This is a genomic window from Natronoarchaeum sp. GCM10025321 (assembly GCF_042663585.1).
Taxonomy (GTDB): domain Archaea; phylum Halobacteriota; class Halobacteria; order Halobacteriales; family Natronoarchaeaceae; genus Natranaeroarchaeum.
Window position 1 is genome coordinate 2659754 of record NZ_JBHTAN010000006.1, and the last position, 15690, is coordinate 2675443.

At 63.8% G+C, this 15690-nt stretch carries 17 protein-coding genes and 1 pseudogene; 11 read left to right on the forward strand and 7 right to left on the reverse strand.

The genetic code is table 11. The annotated features are described in order from the left end of the window. Positions 1-15 precede the first annotated feature (15 nt). The gene (locus tag ACFQL3_RS16535; RefSeq protein ID WP_377056300.1) at positions 16-570 is read right to left on the reverse strand and encodes a winged helix-turn-helix transcriptional regulator; all 555 of its coding nucleotides are present in this window, start codon (positions 568-570) and stop codon (positions 16-18) included. Positions 571-708: 138 nt separating this feature from the next. Between ACFQL3_RS16535 and ACFQL3_RS16540 the strand changes: the two genes are divergently transcribed. From ACFQL3_RS16540 to ACFQL3_RS16560, 5 genes are all read left to right on the forward strand, one after another. Next, positions 709-1077, forward strand: coding sequence for a DUF7471 family protein (locus ACFQL3_RS16540; protein ID WP_377056302.1), 369 nt, complete (start codon positions 709-711; stop codon positions 1075-1077). A 47-nt stretch (positions 1078-1124) separates the two neighbouring features. Continuing rightward, a complete protein-coding gene (locus ACFQL3_RS16545) occupies positions 1125-2135 on the forward strand; it encodes an A24 family peptidase (protein WP_377056304.1) in 1011 nt (336 codons plus the stop codon). Positions 2136-2195: 60 nt separating this feature from the next. Continuing rightward, on the forward strand, positions 2196-2573 hold the full coding sequence (gene hisI, locus ACFQL3_RS16550) for a phosphoribosyl-AMP cyclohydrolase (protein ID WP_377056306.1): 378 nt from the start codon (positions 2196-2198) through the stop codon (positions 2571-2573). 9 nt (positions 2574-2582) lie between these two features. Continuing rightward, entirely contained in the window at positions 2583-3719 is a 1137-nt protein-coding gene (locus ACFQL3_RS16555; RefSeq protein ID WP_377056308.1) for a DUF7118 family protein, read from the forward strand. Between the two features lie 116 nt (positions 3720-3835). Then, a complete protein-coding gene (locus tag ACFQL3_RS16560; RefSeq protein ID WP_377056310.1) occupies positions 3836-5128 on the forward strand; it encodes an RNA-guided endonuclease InsQ/TnpB family protein in 1293 nt (430 codons plus the stop codon). A 38-nt stretch (positions 5129-5166) separates the two neighbouring features. On the opposite strand, the gene glmM is transcribed toward ACFQL3_RS16560, so the two are convergent. Further along, positions 5167-6531, reverse strand: coding sequence for a phosphoglucosamine mutase (glmM, locus tag ACFQL3_RS16565; RefSeq protein ID WP_377056312.1), 1365 nt, complete (start codon positions 6529-6531; stop codon positions 5167-5169). 120 nt (positions 6532-6651) lie between these two features. Here glmM and ACFQL3_RS16570 point away from each other — a divergent pair, with 120 nt between their 5' ends. Together ACFQL3_RS16570 and ACFQL3_RS16575 are read left to right on the forward strand one after the other, a co-directional pair. Beyond that, complete coding sequence (locus tag ACFQL3_RS16570; protein ID WP_377056314.1) at positions 6652-7290, forward strand: thioredoxin domain-containing protein; 639 nt, start codon at positions 6652-6654, stop codon at positions 7288-7290. A 50-nt stretch (positions 7291-7340) separates the two neighbouring features. After that, on the forward strand, positions 7341-7922 hold the full coding sequence (locus ACFQL3_RS16575) for an L-threonylcarbamoyladenylate synthase (RefSeq protein ID WP_377056316.1): 582 nt from the start codon (positions 7341-7343) through the stop codon (positions 7920-7922). A gap of 28 nt (positions 7923-7950) precedes the next feature. Here ACFQL3_RS16575 and ACFQL3_RS16580 read toward each other — a convergent pair whose 3' ends face one another. Together ACFQL3_RS16580 and ACFQL3_RS16585 are read right to left on the reverse strand one after the other, a co-directional pair. After that, positions 7951-8616: a CRISPR-associated protein Cas4 gene (locus tag ACFQL3_RS16580; protein ID WP_377056318.1), complete on the reverse strand. Its 666-nt coding sequence runs from the start codon at positions 8614-8616 to the stop codon at positions 7951-7953. A gap of 91 nt (positions 8617-8707) precedes the next feature. Continuing rightward, positions 8708-9310, reverse strand: a complete 603-nt coding sequence (locus ACFQL3_RS16585; RefSeq protein ID WP_377056320.1) for a conditioned medium-induced protein 4 — start codon at positions 9308-9310, stop codon at positions 8708-8710. A 100-nt stretch (positions 9311-9410) separates the two neighbouring features. Between ACFQL3_RS16585 and ACFQL3_RS16590 the strand changes: the two genes are divergently transcribed. From ACFQL3_RS16590 to ACFQL3_RS16605, 4 genes are all read left to right on the forward strand, one after another. Continuing rightward, on the forward strand, positions 9411-10013 hold the full coding sequence (locus tag ACFQL3_RS16590) for a biotin transporter BioY (protein WP_377056322.1): 603 nt from the start codon (positions 9411-9413) through the stop codon (positions 10011-10013). A gap of 30 nt (positions 10014-10043) precedes the next feature. Beyond that, entirely contained in the window at positions 10044-10751 is a 708-nt protein-coding gene (locus ACFQL3_RS16595; RefSeq protein WP_377056324.1) for an energy-coupling factor ABC transporter ATP-binding protein, read from the forward strand. A 13-nt stretch (positions 10752-10764) separates the two neighbouring features. Further along, entirely contained in the window at positions 10765-11469 is a 705-nt protein-coding gene (locus ACFQL3_RS16600; RefSeq protein ID WP_377056326.1) for an energy-coupling factor transporter transmembrane component T family protein, read from the forward strand. 148 nt (positions 11470-11617) lie between these two features. Next, on the forward strand, positions 11618-13759 hold the full coding sequence (locus tag ACFQL3_RS16605) for a (Fe-S)-binding protein (RefSeq protein ID WP_377056328.1): 2142 nt from the start codon (positions 11618-11620) through the stop codon (positions 13757-13759). A 10-nt stretch (positions 13760-13769) separates the two neighbouring features. Here the strand turns inward: ACFQL3_RS16605 and ACFQL3_RS16610 are convergent, their stop codons facing one another. The 3 genes and pseudogenes from ACFQL3_RS16610 to ACFQL3_RS16620 all read right to left on the reverse strand — a co-directional run. Then, positions 13770-14771, reverse strand: coding sequence for an OapC/ArvC family zinc-ribbon domain-containing protein (locus tag ACFQL3_RS16610; RefSeq protein WP_377056330.1), 1002 nt, complete (start codon positions 14769-14771; stop codon positions 13770-13772). Beyond that, positions 14771-15160, reverse strand: a complete 390-nt coding sequence (locus tag ACFQL3_RS16615) for a DUF2073 domain-containing protein (protein WP_377056332.1) — start codon at positions 15158-15160, stop codon at positions 14771-14773. Before ACFQL3_RS16615 ends, ACFQL3_RS16610 begins: the two co-directional genes overlap by 1 nt. Further along, positions 15160-15690 (reverse strand): annotated as a pseudogene (locus tag ACFQL3_RS16620) (GTPase); the annotation flags it as partial. The pseudogene ACFQL3_RS16620 and the gene ACFQL3_RS16615, both read right to left, overlap by 1 nt.

The following is a 15690-nucleotide window of genomic DNA, read 5'->3' on the forward strand; positions in this document are numbered from 1 at the left end:
GCGCAGGTCCGCGTCTCACTCCGCCTCGGACGGTCCGGCGTGGTAGGACGTCTCGGCCGAGCGTTCGAGCAGGTCGTCGACAAGCCGTGTGAACCGGTCGACAAGTCGATCCGGGATCCGTGGAGTGACCTCCGGGAGCACTCTCGCAGTTCGCTCCCTGTTCTGCAAGGCGAGCGTCACCCGATTCCGCTCGTCGTAGCGTTTCTCGACGATGCCGCGTTCGACGAGGTGATCGAGATGGTGTTCGAGCGTGCTACGGGCGATACCGAGCGAGTCGGCGACGGCATCCGGCGTGGCCGGTTCGTGCTCGATCAGGTGGACGACGATCGACCGGGCAGTCTCGCGACGGAACAGCGCAAGCGCACCGCGCTCCCACTCGTCGTACGACGGCGGGTAGTAATGCGTCTGCCCGTAGAACTCGTCGCGGACCAGTTCGCCCGCGTCGATCAGTCGGCGGACGTGATACTGGATCTGTCCCGGCGCGTACTCCGACTCGCGGACGAGTTCGTTGAAGTGGATCCCGGCGTCGTCGTAGATCTGTGCGCGGATCTGTGGTCGTGTGTCGGTCATCTGTTCTCGACCGCAATAAGGAAAGCTACGAGTTCCATGATACAGGGTGTTTCGTTCCTTCCCAGCGGGCGAGAACGCTGACCGAAGAACATAGTACTGCACCGCTCTAGTCACCAACGAATGGCTCCAGTGAGTTGGATGGCACTTGTAAACCAGGTGCCAGCCGTGAGCACGCCCGGAAGCGCGTGGCTAGACCCACAGCTAGCCCCGGTGCTCGTTGCCGTCATCGTACTCGCCGTCGCCGGGACGACACTGCTGTTTCTGGCCGGTCTCGTCGCCTACTCGCGGCGGCAAACGCGACGGTATCTACTGATTACGGTCGTGCTGGGCCTGCTCGTCGGCCGCTCGGTCGTGGGACTGGGGACCGTCCTCGGTGCCGTTCCGATGACGGCCCACCACCTCGTCGAGCACGGCTTCGACTTCCTGATCGCCGTGCTCATCCTGTACGCTGTCTACCGGAGCGGGCCGGAGCAGACCACGCAAAGCGTCGGTACGACCGACGATTGATCCCCGAAGTCGGTACGTATAAATCGGTACCGGACAGCGTTGGGAACGTGATAGAGTTCGGACCGGTGTTTGCCGCGACGAGCGATCTACTGCGACTGCTTGCCGTCCCCGTCTTTGCGTGGGCCGCGTGGCGGGACATCCAGACCCGGCGCGTTCCCAACGTGATCTGGCCCCCACTGGCCCTGCTGGGGCTTCTGTTGCTCGTCTGGGACGGCTGGCGGGCGTTCGGCATCGGCGGCTACGACTGGCAGTTCTTTCTCGTTACGACGTCGATCAGTGTCGGTCTCGTGGTCCCACTGGCCTACGCCTTCTGGCGGATGGGCGGCTTCGGCGGCGCGGACGCGAAGGCGCTGATGACCATCGCCGTCCTGTTTCCCGCGTTTCCGTCCTACTACATCGGGACGAGCGTGTATCCGCCGATACAGACCGATGTCGGCGTCTTCTCGTTTACCATCCTCACGAACGCCGTCCTGGTCGCACTCGCGTTCCCGGTAGCGCTAACGCTCTACAACGCCCTACAGGGCCAGTTCGCGTCGGCGATGGTGGTCGGCCGCGTGCGACACTGGTCCGACCTCTCGACCGTCCACGGCCGGATGATGGAGGAGCCGGATGGCCTCACCCGCGACGGACTGGATCTCGACGCACTCCGGATGTATCTGCGCTGGCGCGGGCTAACGCTCGCCGAACTGCGAGAAACCCCGGAGCGCTACCGGGATCCCGAGACGCTATCCGACGAGCCGAATCCGCCGACTGACGGCGCTGTAACCGCCGGTGAGGCGCTCGTTCCGGACGGCGGCGAACCTACAGGGAGCGAGAGAGAGGAGCCAGCCTACGAGGACCCCTGGGGGGCGGCCGCGTTTCTCGACGATATCGAGGGGACGGCCTACGGGACGACGCCCGAAACGCTCCGGGACGCCCTCGACACGCTCGTCGAGCGAGATGAGGTGTGGGTCTCCCCAGGAATCCCGTTTATCGTCCCCATCTTTCTCGGGTTCGTCGTTGCACTCGTCTACGGCGACCTGCTCTTTCGGATTCTCGGGCTGCTGGGACTCGTATAGCGGCTCTCGCTCGTTCTGTCGACCAAAAAGCCTACCTCTCGGAGGGGCGTTCACTCGGCCATGAGCGAGACACGTGCCGACGTCGAGTTGGATTTCGGCGACGATGGGCTGGTCCCCGCGGTGGCACAGGATGCCGAAACCGGCGAGATCCTGATGCTCGCCTACGCCACCCGCGAGGCCCTCGAACGGAGCCGAGAGACCGGCCGGGCCCACTACTACTCCCGGAGCCGCGAGGAGCTATGGGACAAGGGCGCGTCTAGCGGTCACGTCCAGCATATCGAGGACATACTCGTCGACTGTGACGGCGACGCCATCGTCTACCAGGTCGACCAGGAGGGTGGCGCATGCCACACCGGCTACAACTCCTGTTTCTATCGGACCATCGACGGCGACGTCGTCGGCGAGAAAGTGTTCGACCCCGAAAGCGTCTACGAGTAACGTCGAGAGATGAGTGAGCACACTGCCAGGGAGTTCGACTCGGTCACGACACTCGATAGCGCCTATGATGAGCTACAGGAACTCCGCGAGGAGCTAGAGCGGATCGGCGAGAGCGAAGTCGAAGCGGCCGTCGACGCCTATCGTGACGCCCACCGAATCCTCGACCGGTACGCCGACGAGGCTACCGGAACTGGCGATTTTAGGTCCTACGTCGAGTTCCGGGGGCAGTACTCGACCTTCGTCGAGGACCTCCCCGAGTGGCTGCCACGGCGGGAGGTGTTCGAGAAGTCGCTCGAAGCGGTCGACAAACGACGGCTCAACGAGGGTGATTTCGCCCGCGCTCGCGAGACGCTCGACGGCGTCGACGACCTCGTCGCGATGATCGAAGACAGGGACGACGCCCGGGAGCGCTACCGCGAGGCCCGCCTCGACGCCGCCGACCGACTAGACGCCATCGACGAGGAGGTCGGCGATCTCGAACACGTCCTCGAACTCGGTGAGGCGGATCTGGATGCCCCGGTCGAGCGGCTCCGCGCCCCTATCGAGCAGTACAACGAGAGCGTTCGCAAGGCGTTCCGGGAGTACCGACACGAGGCGAGCGCCCGCGAGTTCCTGTCCTTCGTCGACCGGACGCAGTACTTCCCGCTGGTGGCCATGCCACGGCCGCCCGAGGAGCTTCTGGCGTTCGTGCGCGAGAGCCCCGACGGGACCGAGACGGTTCCGACACTGCTGGAGTACGCCGAGTACTCCCGCTCGAAGTTGGTTCATTACGCCGACGACGCCGATGCGCTCAAACGGAAGATAGCGACCCAGCAGACCTATCTCGACCGACTCGACGCCGATCCGCTGACGCTCGCATGGCCGCCAGCGGAGGCCTCCCTCCTGCGCTGGCGGGCCGACGAACTCCGCCGGGTGATCAGCCGGTTCGCCCCGGAGTCCGTGATCGCGAACCTCCGCAAGGTGCGGCGACTGACGACCGAGGAAGCGGAGTTCGAGCGGCTCCGGAGGGCCGCGATAGCGCTCGACGAACTCGACGAAGAGACTCGCCAGCGGCTCGAAGCGGGAGCGGTCGAGACGGATCTCGAACGGCTACGAGCCGAGAAACGTACGCTCCAGGAGCGCCTCGACGAGTTACCGGAGCCCTGAGCCGTTTTTTATACTGGTCAGCGAGGCGAATACCCCGACCCACCGTGGTCGGGGATGAAGCCGACAATCGCTGACACAAACCATTAAGTCAACACATTTCTAATCAGGAGATCGCGATGGAACACAGTCACCGCTACCACGCCTACCCGACAGAAGAGGTAGCGGAAGGGCTGGAACACCATCTCGACGTTCATCGCCAACTCTACAACCACGTCCGCTGGGACTACGAACAAGCCCCAAAAGACGACAAACCGAGCGAGTACGACCAGAACAACAAACTCCCCGAGTGGAAACGCAAGTGGTCGGTGTTCAGCGACCTGCACTCGAAAGCCGCCCAAGCCACCGTCGCACGCTTCCACCGAAATCTCTCGAACCTCCGCAAGCAGAAAGAGAAGGGATACAACGTCGGTCGGCTCAAACGACAATCACCCACCGAATACCGGAGCGTGACGTACAGTCAGTCTGGTTTCGACCTCGATGAAAAGAGGGGCCACGACAAGTACGCATACGTCCGCTTCAGCAAAATCGACTGGCTCAAAATCCGTTACTCGCGTCCGTTTCCCGACCACGCCACCATCAAAGAAGTCACGTTCAAGAAGGAGACGACCGGCGAGTGGTTCGTCTCCTTTGGCCTCGAAACCGACGACGCTGACCTACCCGAGAAACCCGACGTTGGCTCGTTGGATGCGGGCAATAGCGTCGGTGTTGACCTCGGTATTCTCAACTACATTCACACCAGCGACGGGAAGACTGTTGAATGGCTCGACCTCGAAGGCGAATACGAACGACTTCGCCGCGAACAACGGAAGTTGTCGCGGAAACAGAAGGGGTCGAACAACTACGAGAAGCAACGCCGAGAAGTGGCGAAGGTCAAGCGTCACATCAAGCGGAAGGTGCTGGACTACCAGCATAAGATAACGACGTGGCTCGTCAAAGAGTACGACGCCGTGTTCGTGGAAGACCTGAACGTCCAGAGTATGCTTCAGGGCGATGGAAACGCTCGCAACAAGCAGGATGCGGCGTGGCGACAATTCATCACCCTGCTCGAATACAAAGCCGACCTGCACGGAACGCACGTCGTGCAGGTCGAATCACGAGGGACGACCAAGGAGTGCGCGGCGTGTGGCGTGGAGACGGCGAAACCCATCTGGGTCAGGGAACACTCCTGCCCGAGTTGTGGATTCGAGACAGATAGAGACGCGAACGCGGTTGTCAGACTACGTCTGACGGGCAGCAAAATCGCGTGCGATTTTGCGACGGCGATGAACGTCCTGAAGCGTGGTTTTTCTGAATTAGGGCTGGGATGGCCCGAAGATACGCCTGTGGAGACTGTGACCGCTACGGACACGACTGATTTTCAATCAGTGTCTGCAAGTCACGTCGTAGAAACAGGAAGCCTACCCTCGTGAGAGCAGGATTCGCCGCGCCACCGTGCGCGGGGTAACATTCAATCGCTCCTGCGACCGCGTTCGAGCGCCTCGCGAGCCTCGGCGAGGAGTTCTTTGACACGCTCCTCGTCGTGGGCCTCCGCGTAGAGGCGGATCAGCGGCTCGGTGCCGCTGGCCCGCGTTAGTACCCACGCGTCGCCGAAGTCGAGCCGGACGCCGTCCATCGTCGAGCGCTCCGCATCGACGGTTTCGGCCCACTCGGCGGCGGCGTCGAGCATCGCGTCGCGCTCGGTGCGATCCGCGTACTCGACGTTGACACGAACGTTGTGATAGCCCGAGTACGGCGCGACGATGTCGCTCGCTCGACGGCTGGCGACCAGTTCGAGAAAGCGGGCGGCCGTGAACGCGCCGTCGCGGGCCAGCCGATAACGGGGGAAAAAGAGGCCGCCGTTGCCTTCGCCCGCGACCGGGATCGAGACGCCCTCTGCCTGGAGTTCGCGGATCCGGCTGACGATGTAGGTGCTGCCGATCGGCGTGAGTTCGAGTTCGCCGTCGGCTGCCGACACCGCGTCGACGAGCCGCTGTGAGACGTTGACCGCCGAGACCGTCGTCTCGCCGGGATCGAGTTCGGCTGCGACCAGCGCGGCCAGCGTCGCGTCGCCCTCGATGTACTCGCCCGTCTCGTCGAAGAAGATTGCGCGGTCACCGTCGCCGTCGTGGGCGATACCCAGATCAGCGTCCGTGGCGCGGACGAGGCGGCCGAGATCATCGAGGTTCTCCGGGATCGGCTCCGGATTCCGTCCCGGGAAGTGGCCGTCAGGCTGGGCGTTGACCGTGACGACCTCACAGCCAAGCGCGCGGAAGAACTCCGGACTCGTCAGTGAGCCAGCACCGTGACCCGGATCCAGCGCCACGGTCAGATCCGCCTCGGCGATCCGTTCGCGGTCGATGGCATCGAATAGCTCTGCCACGTAGTCGTCGTTCGCAGTCTCGATGCGTCTGGACATGCCGACCTCGTTCCACGGCGACGTGTCCGAACCGCCTTCGAGATACGTCTCCTCGATGCGTTCGAGTTCGGGAACGGCGAGGCCGATGCCATCCGCGCCGACGAGTTTGATGCCGTTGAACTCCGGCGGGTTATGTGATGCGGTGACGATCACCACGGGAACGCCGGCCCGCTCCGCGTAGGCCTGTGCCGCAGGCGTCGGCGTGACGCCGAGGCGGTCGACATCGGTGCCGATGCTCGCCAGTCCGCTGGCGACCGCGTCGGCCAGCATCTTGCCGGTGACTCGCGTATCGCGGGCGACGCCGACCCGCTCCTCGTCCCAGACCGTCCCCGCAGCCTGTGCGACCTGCATCGCGAACGTCGGCGTCAGCGACTCGTTGACGACCCCCCGCGTTCCACTCGACCCGAAAACCTCCATATATTGGGATGTGTGTGGGCGATCTTCAAAGCCGTTCCGACACCGTCTGCGGGGGACAGACCCGCTCGGTCGAGACGAAAGCCGAATAGTTCATGGGGGCGGGTTACCTACCCAGCAGGTATGAGAGAGCAGCGTTCTCGTCGGCGGTTTCTGGCTATCGCGGCGACCGGCATCACCGGCGCAGTAGCCGGCTGTCTGGGTGGCGGATCGCCGGATACGGACGGAGAAACGGTGGACGAGCTACCGACACCGGTACAGGGCGATCCCGATGCCGACGTGACCGTCGCAGCCTACGAGGACTTCAGCTGTCCCCACTGTCAGACGTATCAGTTGAACGTCTACCCGTCGGTCAAAGAGGAGTTCGTCGATACCGAGCGCATCAGATACGAGCACCACGATTTCCCGGTCGTCAACGAGGACTGGTCGTACCAGATCCCGAGCGCGGCCCGGGCGGTACAGGATACCGAGGGTGACGACGCCTTCTTCGAGTTCGCGCAGGAGATTTTCACGTATCAGGGCGAGTACTCGTTCGACGTCGTCGAGCAGGTCGGAAACGAGGTCGGGGCCGACGGCGGAGTCGTCAGCGATGCTGCCGAGAACCTCACCTACTTGCCGGTGATCGAGGCCGATAGCGAGGCGGGACAGGATCTTGGTGTCAGTTCGACGCCGACGCTGACCGTCAATGGAGAACTCGTCACGCCCCAGCAGGGCGAGGACTTCTACCAGCAGATCGCAAGCGCCATCGAAGCGGCCGAGTAGCGGCGACTGAGACGGTACGCTTTTTTGTACGAGCGGCCCAGTATCGGTCGATGAGCGATCTCGACCGTGCGGCAGCCGCGATCCGCGATGGCGACCTCGTGGTCTACCCGACGGAGACGGTGTACGGCCTCGGAGCGGACGCTCTCGATCCGGCCGCCGTCGAACGCGTGTACGAGACGAAAGTACGGGATCGGTCGAACCCGATCTCGCTTGCAGTGCCGGACGTCGACGCGGCAACGTCCTACGTCCGGCCGACCGAGCGCGAACGGGCGTTCATGGAGCGGTTTCTCCCGGGGCCCGTCACCGTGCTCTGCGGGCGTCGTGAGGTAGTCCCGGACGTGCTGACCGCCGGTAGCGACCGGGTCGGCGTGCGCGTGCCCGATCACGACCTCGCGCTGACGTTGCTCGAACGCGTCGAACCGATCACTGCGACGAGCGCGAACGTCAGCGGCCGCCCGAGCGCGCGCCGCGTCGAGGATGTCGACGAGGAGGTCAAGGACGCAGCGAGTGCCGTCCTCGACGGCGGCAAGACGGGGGGCGTCGAGAGCACTGTCGTCGACGTCGCATCGGGGGAGCTTCACCGCCTGGGCGCGCTTGGCGACGAGATCGAGACGTGGCTGGCCGACCACTGAGAAGCAGCACAGTCCTGGGTTCTGTTTGCTACCCGAACCCCAGTAGCGACCGCAACGTCCGCGTCTCGACGCCACACTGGTCGCTGTACTCGCAGGCCGAACACTTCGAGTCGTCCTGCAAGCGGGGTGGGGGTGAGCCCAGCGACTCGATGGTGCGGATCGTCTCTCTGTACCGGGCTTTTCGGCGGCCATCGATCGGAACCGAGCGGACGACGCCGTGTGTCGGGTACTCGACGTAGGCCCGCTCGACCGGTCGTTCTCGCTCCCAGGCGAGGGCTTTCGCCGCCGCGACGGCGTGGACCGACTGTGGCTGCCAGACGCCCTGTTCGGGCGGCGCGCCGGTCGAGACGAGCGACGGGACCGGCGGGTCGGCGAGACACTTGTGGACGACGCCGCGACACTCCCGCCCGGTGAGGAGGACGTCCCGCCGAGGGGGGTCCACGAGGTCTTGCCAGTCCTCGACTCGGGAGCGAGCGCGCTGGAGGGTACGGCGAAACGTCGACGGGTCGACGGCAAGCGGGAGCGTTTCGAGCGTCGCATCGGATGCGTCTATCAGTTCGTCGTAGCGATAGGCCAGCGCTCGGCGGCGCTCGACATCCGGCGGCGGTGCGCGGTCGTCGTCACGGCGCGCATAGTAGAGCTGTCGCGGGCAAAACGCCGCGCGGCGGAGGTCGCTGAACGCGTGGGTAGCCATACCGGGGCTGGCTCGGGATCGGATAAAAGGGTCAGGCACAAACCGGCGGGAACTGGAGGTCAGGCGGCGATACGAGAAGACCGACCGAGGGTCAGAAGGAGACGTCTGTCTCCATACCCTCCGTGGCATCGTCGAGGCCGTCCTCCTGGACATCTTCGGTCAGATGCGCCGAGAGGTCGGCCTCGCCGATGATGCTGTCGAGTTCGTCACGATACCGGTCGTTGGCCTGTCGGGACTCGTTCTGTGTGGCGACGACCCGCCGATACCGCCGGATCGTCGACTCGCTGACGTCGAACTCCTCGGCGAGTTCGCTAGTCGAGGGGTCGTCGTTGACCCGACGGCGGAACTCGTCGAGGTCGAACGGCGCATCCGTGTCACGGTCCCGGATCAGGTGGATATCCAGACGGGCGCGGACGATAGTAGTACGCGACTCGTCGAGTTCGCGAGCGATTTCGGCGTCGGAATCCCCCGCGTAGAAGCCGTCGACCAGTTCGCAGAACTGTTCGTTCGAGAGATCGGTCTCGAACTCATAGCGGTCGCGCATGCTCTCGACAACGCTCTCGACACGTTCGCGGATCTCCTCGTTGTCGGTGTCTGTGATCGATCCACGGGTATCCTCCTGCGATTCCGTTACGGACTCTTCATCCGTCACGTCGATGAAGATGTCCCGGAGTTCTTCGGTCTTCTCGTCCATCGGTAAGAGGTGTATCAACCGGTGGCTGTATAAAAGCTTGTTGACGAAGGGGGCTTCGTAAACCGAAGTATTAACATTGGTTTACCAACATCGAACGGGTATGAACGAGACAGAAAGTGGCGTAGACCTCGTCGATGCCGAGAACGTCGTTGGGATCGCCGGTGCCGCGCTGATGGCTGCACTAACTGGTGTACTGGCGTATCTCGCGGTACCGTACCCGTACTCGCCGGCACCGATCACCCTCCAGATCCTCGGCGTGTTTCTCGTCGGACTGTTCCTGGGCGCGAAGTGGGGCGGCGTGTCGATGGTGCTGTACCTCGTCGCCGGTGCAGTCGGCGCACCAGTGTTCTCCCTGGGTGCCGCGGGAATCGGCCACCTGTTCGGAAATTCCGGCGGCTACCTGTTCTCGTTTCCGATCGCCGTGGTCGTGATCGGGTACGTGATCTACGGTGATAGCGGGATGCACTCGCCGGCCGACGTTGGGGTAGCGCGACTGATCGCCGGCCTCGTCGCCGGCGCGGCAGTCGTCTACGCGCTGGGGATCGTGGGACTGATGATCGTGCTAGGACTGGACCTCTCCGAAGCGATCATCGGGGGTGCGGTCGTGTTCTTCCCCGGCGAAGCCGCCAAGATGGTAGCGGCGATTGCCATCGCACAGGGCGGACACGTCGTCGGCTGGCCGCCACGGAGCATCACCGGGTGATCCAGTGACCGCCGAGCGAGGGGACGACCGATGATCGGGACCCGCAACCTCGTCTTCGAGTACGGCGACGTCCGCGTCCTTGACGAGGTCTCGCTACGGATCGACGACGGCGAATTCGTGGTCCTCGCGGGCGCAAACGGATCCGGGAAGACCACTCTCGTCCGCCAGTTCAACGGGCTATTGACACCTGACGAGGGGACCGTCACAGTCGACGGGACGGATGTCACCGAGGATCTGCTCTCCGCGCGCCAGCGCGTGGGAATGGTGTTCCAGTCACCCCGCGACCAGTTCGTCGCCACCACCGTGGGGACCGACGTCGCCTTCGGCCCGGAGAACCTCGGCCTCGAACGGACCGAGATCGACCGCCGCGTGGGAGAGGCGCTTTCGGCCGTCGGGATGGATGGGCGGGGTGACGAACGGATCGACCAGCTATCGGGCGGCGAGCAAGAGCGGGTCGCCATCGCGGGCGCGCTGGCGATGGAGCCGGACCACCTCGTGCTCGACGAACCGTTCACCGGCCTCGACGAGCCAGCGCGACAGTCGGTGTTACAAAAGCTAGCGGCCCTCCGCGAGCGCGGGACCGGCATCGTCGTCGTCACACACGACCTGCGTGACGTGCTCGAACTGTCCGACCGCGTCGTCGCGCTCGTCGACGGGCAGGTAGCGGTCGATGCCACGCCGGACGCCGTCGGGACGGCCCTCGACGGGATCGGTATTCGGGTGCCGGCAGGCCGATGACGGGAGAACGCCAATGTTGAGCTACGAACCGGGCGAAACGCTCGCCCACCGGTTCGACGCGCGGGCGAAACTGGGCTTTCAGATCGCCTTCGCTATCGGGGCGTTCGGTCACTCGACGCCCGAGGCGATGGCGGTTCTCTCCGTGCTGGCGCTGGTCGTTCTCGCGTCGGCCCGCGTCTCGCCCCTCCGAGCGGTCTGGTCCATCAGGTTCCCGCTGATACTGCTGGCGTTCGCACCGCTTCTCGCCGCGGCGACGCTCGGCCCACCGTGGCTCGACGTCGAAGACGGTCTGGTGACGGCGCTCGCAAGCTATCGCGTCGTCCTGCTCCTCCTCGTCAGCACCGCGTACGTCGTCACGACCGCACCGCGGGCCTCGCGCGCCGCGATCCAGTGGGCGGTGCCCGGCCGCCCCGGCGTCGTTCTGGGAATCGGCGTCTCGCTCGTCTTCAGGTTCCTGCCGGTCCTGCAGGCGGATCTCCGGCGGATCCGCGACGCCATTGCGGCGCGAGGTGGCGAGACGGCCAGCTATCGACGGCGCGTGCAGTTGATCGGCGTGCTCGGCGTCGCGCGGACGTTCCGACGCGCGAACCGCCTCGCGCTCGCCTTACAGGCCCGGTGTTTCTCGTGGAACCCGACCCTGCCCGCGCTCTCGGCCGCTCGACTCGACGTTCCCGTGGTCGTGATGAGCGCCGTACTCTTGCTGTCGCCGCTTCTCTGAGTCGGTGATCACGGATTCACTCGGATCGCACGGCGAGGCGGGTGAGGTTTTTATAAACAGAGAACTTGTTTCAGATTCGCGCACGACGTGAACGGGTCAGTCATAATCCGTGGGAAGATTTATTTATCAGCTACTCCCGTGATAATACATGACATTTATCGCGCAAAGCGGTGGCGAGATAACTCGGCCGACGTTTTACGGGATCAGCCACGTCGGCGAGGTGATCTTCTACTACCTCGCAGTCGTCGCGATCCTGATACTGCTGTACGGCGCGTACGAGCGCGTGACCAGATACGCACAGGGCGCGGAGGACTCGAAGGATCGCCTCGACAACATCGTCGGTCGGATCGTTTCCGCGGTGAAGATCGTCGGCTCGAACGAGAAACAGTTCAACCGGGATTTCTACGCCGGCGTGATGCACACGTTCATCATGTGGGGCTTTCTGACGCTCCTGATGGGGACGACGATTCTCGCCATCGACATCGACTTCTACCGGCCGCTGACGGGCAGTTCGTTCTGGGTCGGCGACTTCTATCTCTCCTACGAGTTCGTGATGGACGCGATGGGCCTGTTGTTCGTCGTCGGTATCGGGATGGCGATGTACAGCCGATACTGGGTGCGGAAGGTTCGCCTGTGGGGGAAACACACGAGTCTGGAGGACGACCTGTTCATCTGGACGCTGTTCGTGCTCGGCGTCGGCGGATTCCTCCTCGAAGGGCTCGGTATCCTGGGCCGCGGGTTCCCCGGACACGAGACCGTGAGTTTCGTCGGCTACTTCATCGCGTCAACGCTCGACAGCGTCGGGCTGTCGGCAGGCGGTGCACAGAGCGTCTACACCGTCGTCTGGTGGGTCCACGCGATTCACGCGCTGGCTTTCGTCGCCGCGATTCCCTACGCCAAACCGTTCCATATGCTCTCCTCGTTTGCGAACGTCGTCACCCGCGACGAGAAGGCGGGCGCACGACTGCCCGGTGTCCCTGCCGACCTCGACGCGACCAACGCCGAATCGATTGACGACTTCACGTGGAAGGAGATCCTCGATCAGGACGCCTGCACGAAATGTGGGCGCTGTTCGTCGGTCTGTCCCGCGAAGGCCTCGGGCCGCCCGCTGGATCCGCGCGACGTGATCCTCGACCTGAAAGCCTACCGCGAGTCGCTGGAGGGCGACGGGGACGGCGGACCGAAGCCGATCATCGCCGACGGTGGAACGTCGGTGATCGACAGTTCGACCATGGAGTCCTGTGTCTCCTGTATGGCCTGCATGGACGCCTGTCCCGTCGAGATCGAGCATCTCGATTCCTTCACCCGGATGAACCGACAACTCGTCGACGAGGGCGCCGTCGACTCGAACATGCAGGACGTCTTCCAGGATGTCATGCAGAAGGGCAACACGTTCGGAGAGGCCCAGCGCAACCGGGCCGACTGGGCCGACGAACTGGAGTTCGAACCCACCGACGCCCGCGAGCAGGAAGTCGAGTATCTCTGGTACGTCGGCGATTACCCCAGTTTCGATGACCGGAACATGAAGGTGGCCCGCTCGCTGGCACGCCTGTTCGAGGAAGCCGACGTCGAGTGGGGGATCCTCTTCGACGACGAGAAACACGACGGCAACGACATCCGCCGGATCGGCGAGGAGTTCCTCTACCTCGAACTCGCCGGCCATCACGTCGAGACGTTCGAGGACTGCGAGTTCGAGACCATCGTCTGCACCGACCCGCATAGCTACAATACGATGAAAAACGAGTATCCGGAGGTCGACTTCGCCGAGTTCGCCGACGACCCCATGATGCCCTTCGAGTACGACGAGCAGTGGAACGCCGACGGCGACATCGACGTGAAACACTGGACACAGGTCGTCGAAGAGCTCGTCGAGGCGGGACGACTCGGCCTCTCCGGCGACGAACTCGACTACACCGTGACCTACCACGACCCCTGCCACCTCGGGCGGTACAACGACGAGTACGAGGCACCCCGCGAACTCGTGCGAGCAACGGGGGCCGACCTCTACGAGATGCCGCGTAGCCGCGAGAACTCCTTCTGTTGTGGCGGCGGTGGCGGCGGCCTCTGGATCGAGGTCGAAGAGGAGACAAAACCGAGCGAGGAACGACTGCGGGAAGCGCTGGAGGATACGGACGCCGGTGCCGAAATCGAGAAGTTCGTCGTCGCCTGCCCCATGTGCACGACGATGTTCGAGGACGGGCGGAAGACGGGTGGCTTCGAAGAAGAGATAGAGATCGTCGACGTCGCCGAATTGCTGATCGAAGCGGTCGAAGCGCAGGCGGCCGAGTAGAATCGCCGCGCTACCGATCGTCGTCGCCGCGCCAGGCGTCCGGTACTTCGATGGCGTAGCGGCCGTCCTCCATCAGCGAGACGATATACTCCTCGCGGTCGTACAGTTCCATCAGGTTGAGTTCGTACTCGCCGGGACGAACGATCTTGATGCTCTCGAACTGGTCGTTGAGTTCGGCGCGCAGTGCTTCTAGGTCCGGACTATCGTCGTCGTCCGGAGTGCTCGCGATGCGGCCACCCGACGCGTCGGGGCGTGTCTGTCCGCCGGCGGACGGGGAATCGCGATGACTGTTGCCCTCGTCGGTCGGTCGCGTGGGTGGGCCCTCGGGGAGTTCGTCCGGCGAGACGACGTCGGATCGTGCACTCGCTTGCGCCGTGTCTTCGGACGTGTCGATGCTGGCTGCGTCCGCCTCGCTGGCGGGGTCGGCGGGAGGGGTGGAACCCTCGGACGGCTCTTCTTGCTCCGGTCGCTGTCCGACGTCCGGCCACTCTTTCGGATCCGATTCCGTCGGTTCCGGTCGATCCCGGTACGGGTCCTCGAAGCCATGATCCGGCCACTCGGTCGTTTCACTGGCGTCGTCCGGGGTAGGCGAATCGGGGTGCGATTCTGCGGAGTCGCTGGCTCCGGTGGATTCGTCGGGACCGGTCACGGCGGGATTTGACGACTGGGTCGACGCATCGGCCGTCCGGGTTGATGCATCGCCCGTCTGACTCCGTGTAGTTCCACTCGAAGCGGAGCCCTCCTGTGACGTAGAATCGACCGGATGCTCCTGCTGTGGCTGTCCACTGTCGTCGCCACTCACCCAGTCACGAACCGTCCGGGTTGCCTGGGTGACCGTGTTCGCCACGCCGGAGCGGTCCGGTGGTTCGGAACGGCCCGGACTGGGGTCGTCGGCCGGACGATCACCCGGGTTGAACTGGAACTTGTTCCCGCCACAGTCCGGACAGCCCGACAGCATCTCCTTGGAGCCGTCGGGGAACGTTCGACCACAGTTCGTACACTGGTGGGGCATTATTTCCGGGAGACCAAGGCGCTAATGAGCGTCTCGTCCTTGTGGAGTGTCTCGATCTGGTTTGCCGGGCCGATCACGGTCAGTTTCGAGGATTCGTTTTTCCCCATCAGACGCGAGAACAGCCCCGCGTCCGTTTCGCCGCGCGGGTACGTCTCGATCTCGATCCCGTTGAAGTCCTCGGGATCGGCGGGAGTGATTTCGGTCATGGTCACCTCGATGAGTTTCGACTCCTCGTCGGGCGTCAGCCCCTGTTCGAGGATGACGATGTTGCCCTCGCGAACCCCATCGAGAATCATCCTGATCTTCTCCATTCCGGTCATTCCCTCCATCCGCTCACCGCTGATCAGGTCGATCTGAACGCCGTCGGACGGGTCTTTTACTTCCGGCATTATCCGAAGTACTCCGCTATCTTGTCGTACACTTCGTCCATATTGTCGCCTTCGAGCGCAGACAGCTCGACCGTTTCGTGCTGCGGGAAGGCGTTGGCGATCTGTTGGACGTTCGATCCATTGAGGTCGATCTTATTGGCAAAGATCAGAACTGGTAGATCCTGGCTCTCGATGATCCCCACGAGCATCGTGTTCACCTGGGTGAACGGATCCTCCGTCGAGTCGAGCACGTAGATGACGCCATCGACGTCTTCGCGGAGCCAGTGCATCGCCTCGGCGACGCCCTCGGTGGCCTCCCGGGAGCGCCGGACGGCGTCTTCCTCCTCGATGTCGTACTCGAGGAACTCCTCGTAGTCCACTTTCGTCGTCACGCCGGGCGTGTCGACGATGTCGATCGAGACGGAGTTGCCGTTGCGCTCGATATCGACGTTTTCCTTGCGTCGAGCACGCCTCGTTTCGTGTGGAACGTGGCTTTCCGGGCCGACGGCGTCGCCGGTCCAGTCACGAGCGATGCGGTTGGCCAACGTCGT

What these genes read in the sequence shown, in the direction of transcription:
- ACFQL3_RS16535 (WP_377056300.1), bottom strand. Translation starts at nt 570, where the DNA reads ATGACCGACACACGACCACAGATCCGCGCACAGATCTACGACGACGCC.
- ACFQL3_RS16540 (WP_377056302.1), top strand. Translation starts at nt 709, where the DNA reads ATGGCACTTGTAAACCAGGTGCCAGCCGTGAGCACGCCCGGAAGCGCG.
- hisI (WP_377056306.1), top strand. Translation starts at nt 2,196, where the DNA reads ATGAGCGAGACACGTGCCGACGTCGAGTTGGATTTCGGCGACGATGGG.
- ACFQL3_RS16555 (WP_377056308.1), top strand. Translation starts at nt 2,583, where the DNA reads ATGAGTGAGCACACTGCCAGGGAGTTCGACTCGGTCACGACACTCGAT.
- ACFQL3_RS16560 (WP_377056310.1), top strand. Translation starts at nt 3,836, where the DNA reads ATGGAACACAGTCACCGCTACCACGCCTACCCGACAGAAGAGGTAGCG.
- glmM (WP_377056312.1), bottom strand. Translation starts at nt 6,531, where the DNA reads ATGGAGGTTTTCGGGTCGAGTGGAACGCGGGGGGTCGTCAACGAGTCG.
- ACFQL3_RS16570 (WP_377056314.1), top strand. Translation starts at nt 6,652, where the DNA reads ATGAGAGAGCAGCGTTCTCGTCGGCGGTTTCTGGCTATCGCGGCGACC.
- ACFQL3_RS16575 (WP_377056316.1), top strand. Translation starts at nt 7,341, where the DNA reads ATGAGCGATCTCGACCGTGCGGCAGCCGCGATCCGCGATGGCGACCTC.
- ACFQL3_RS16580 (WP_377056318.1), bottom strand. Translation starts at nt 8,616, where the DNA reads ATGGCTACCCACGCGTTCAGCGACCTCCGCCGCGCGGCGTTTTGCCCG.
- ACFQL3_RS16585 (WP_377056320.1), bottom strand. Translation starts at nt 9,310, where the DNA reads ATGGACGAGAAGACCGAAGAACTCCGGGACATCTTCATCGACGTGACG.
- ACFQL3_RS16590 (WP_377056322.1), top strand. Translation starts at nt 9,411, where the DNA reads ATGAACGAGACAGAAAGTGGCGTAGACCTCGTCGATGCCGAGAACGTC.
- ACFQL3_RS16595 (WP_377056324.1), top strand. Translation starts at nt 10,044, where the DNA reads ATGATCGGGACCCGCAACCTCGTCTTCGAGTACGGCGACGTCCGCGTC.
- ACFQL3_RS16600 (WP_377056326.1), top strand. Translation starts at nt 10,765, where the DNA reads ATGTTGAGCTACGAACCGGGCGAAACGCTCGCCCACCGGTTCGACGCG.
- ACFQL3_RS16605 (WP_377056328.1), top strand. Translation starts at nt 11,618, where the DNA reads ATGACATTTATCGCGCAAAGCGGTGGCGAGATAACTCGGCCGACGTTT.
- ACFQL3_RS16610 (WP_377056330.1), bottom strand. Translation starts at nt 14,771, where the DNA reads ATGCCCCACCAGTGTACGAACTGTGGTCGAACGTTCCCCGACGGCTCC.
- ACFQL3_RS16615 (WP_377056332.1), bottom strand. Translation starts at nt 15,160, where the DNA reads ATGCCGGAAGTAAAAGACCCGTCCGACGGCGTTCAGATCGACCTGATC.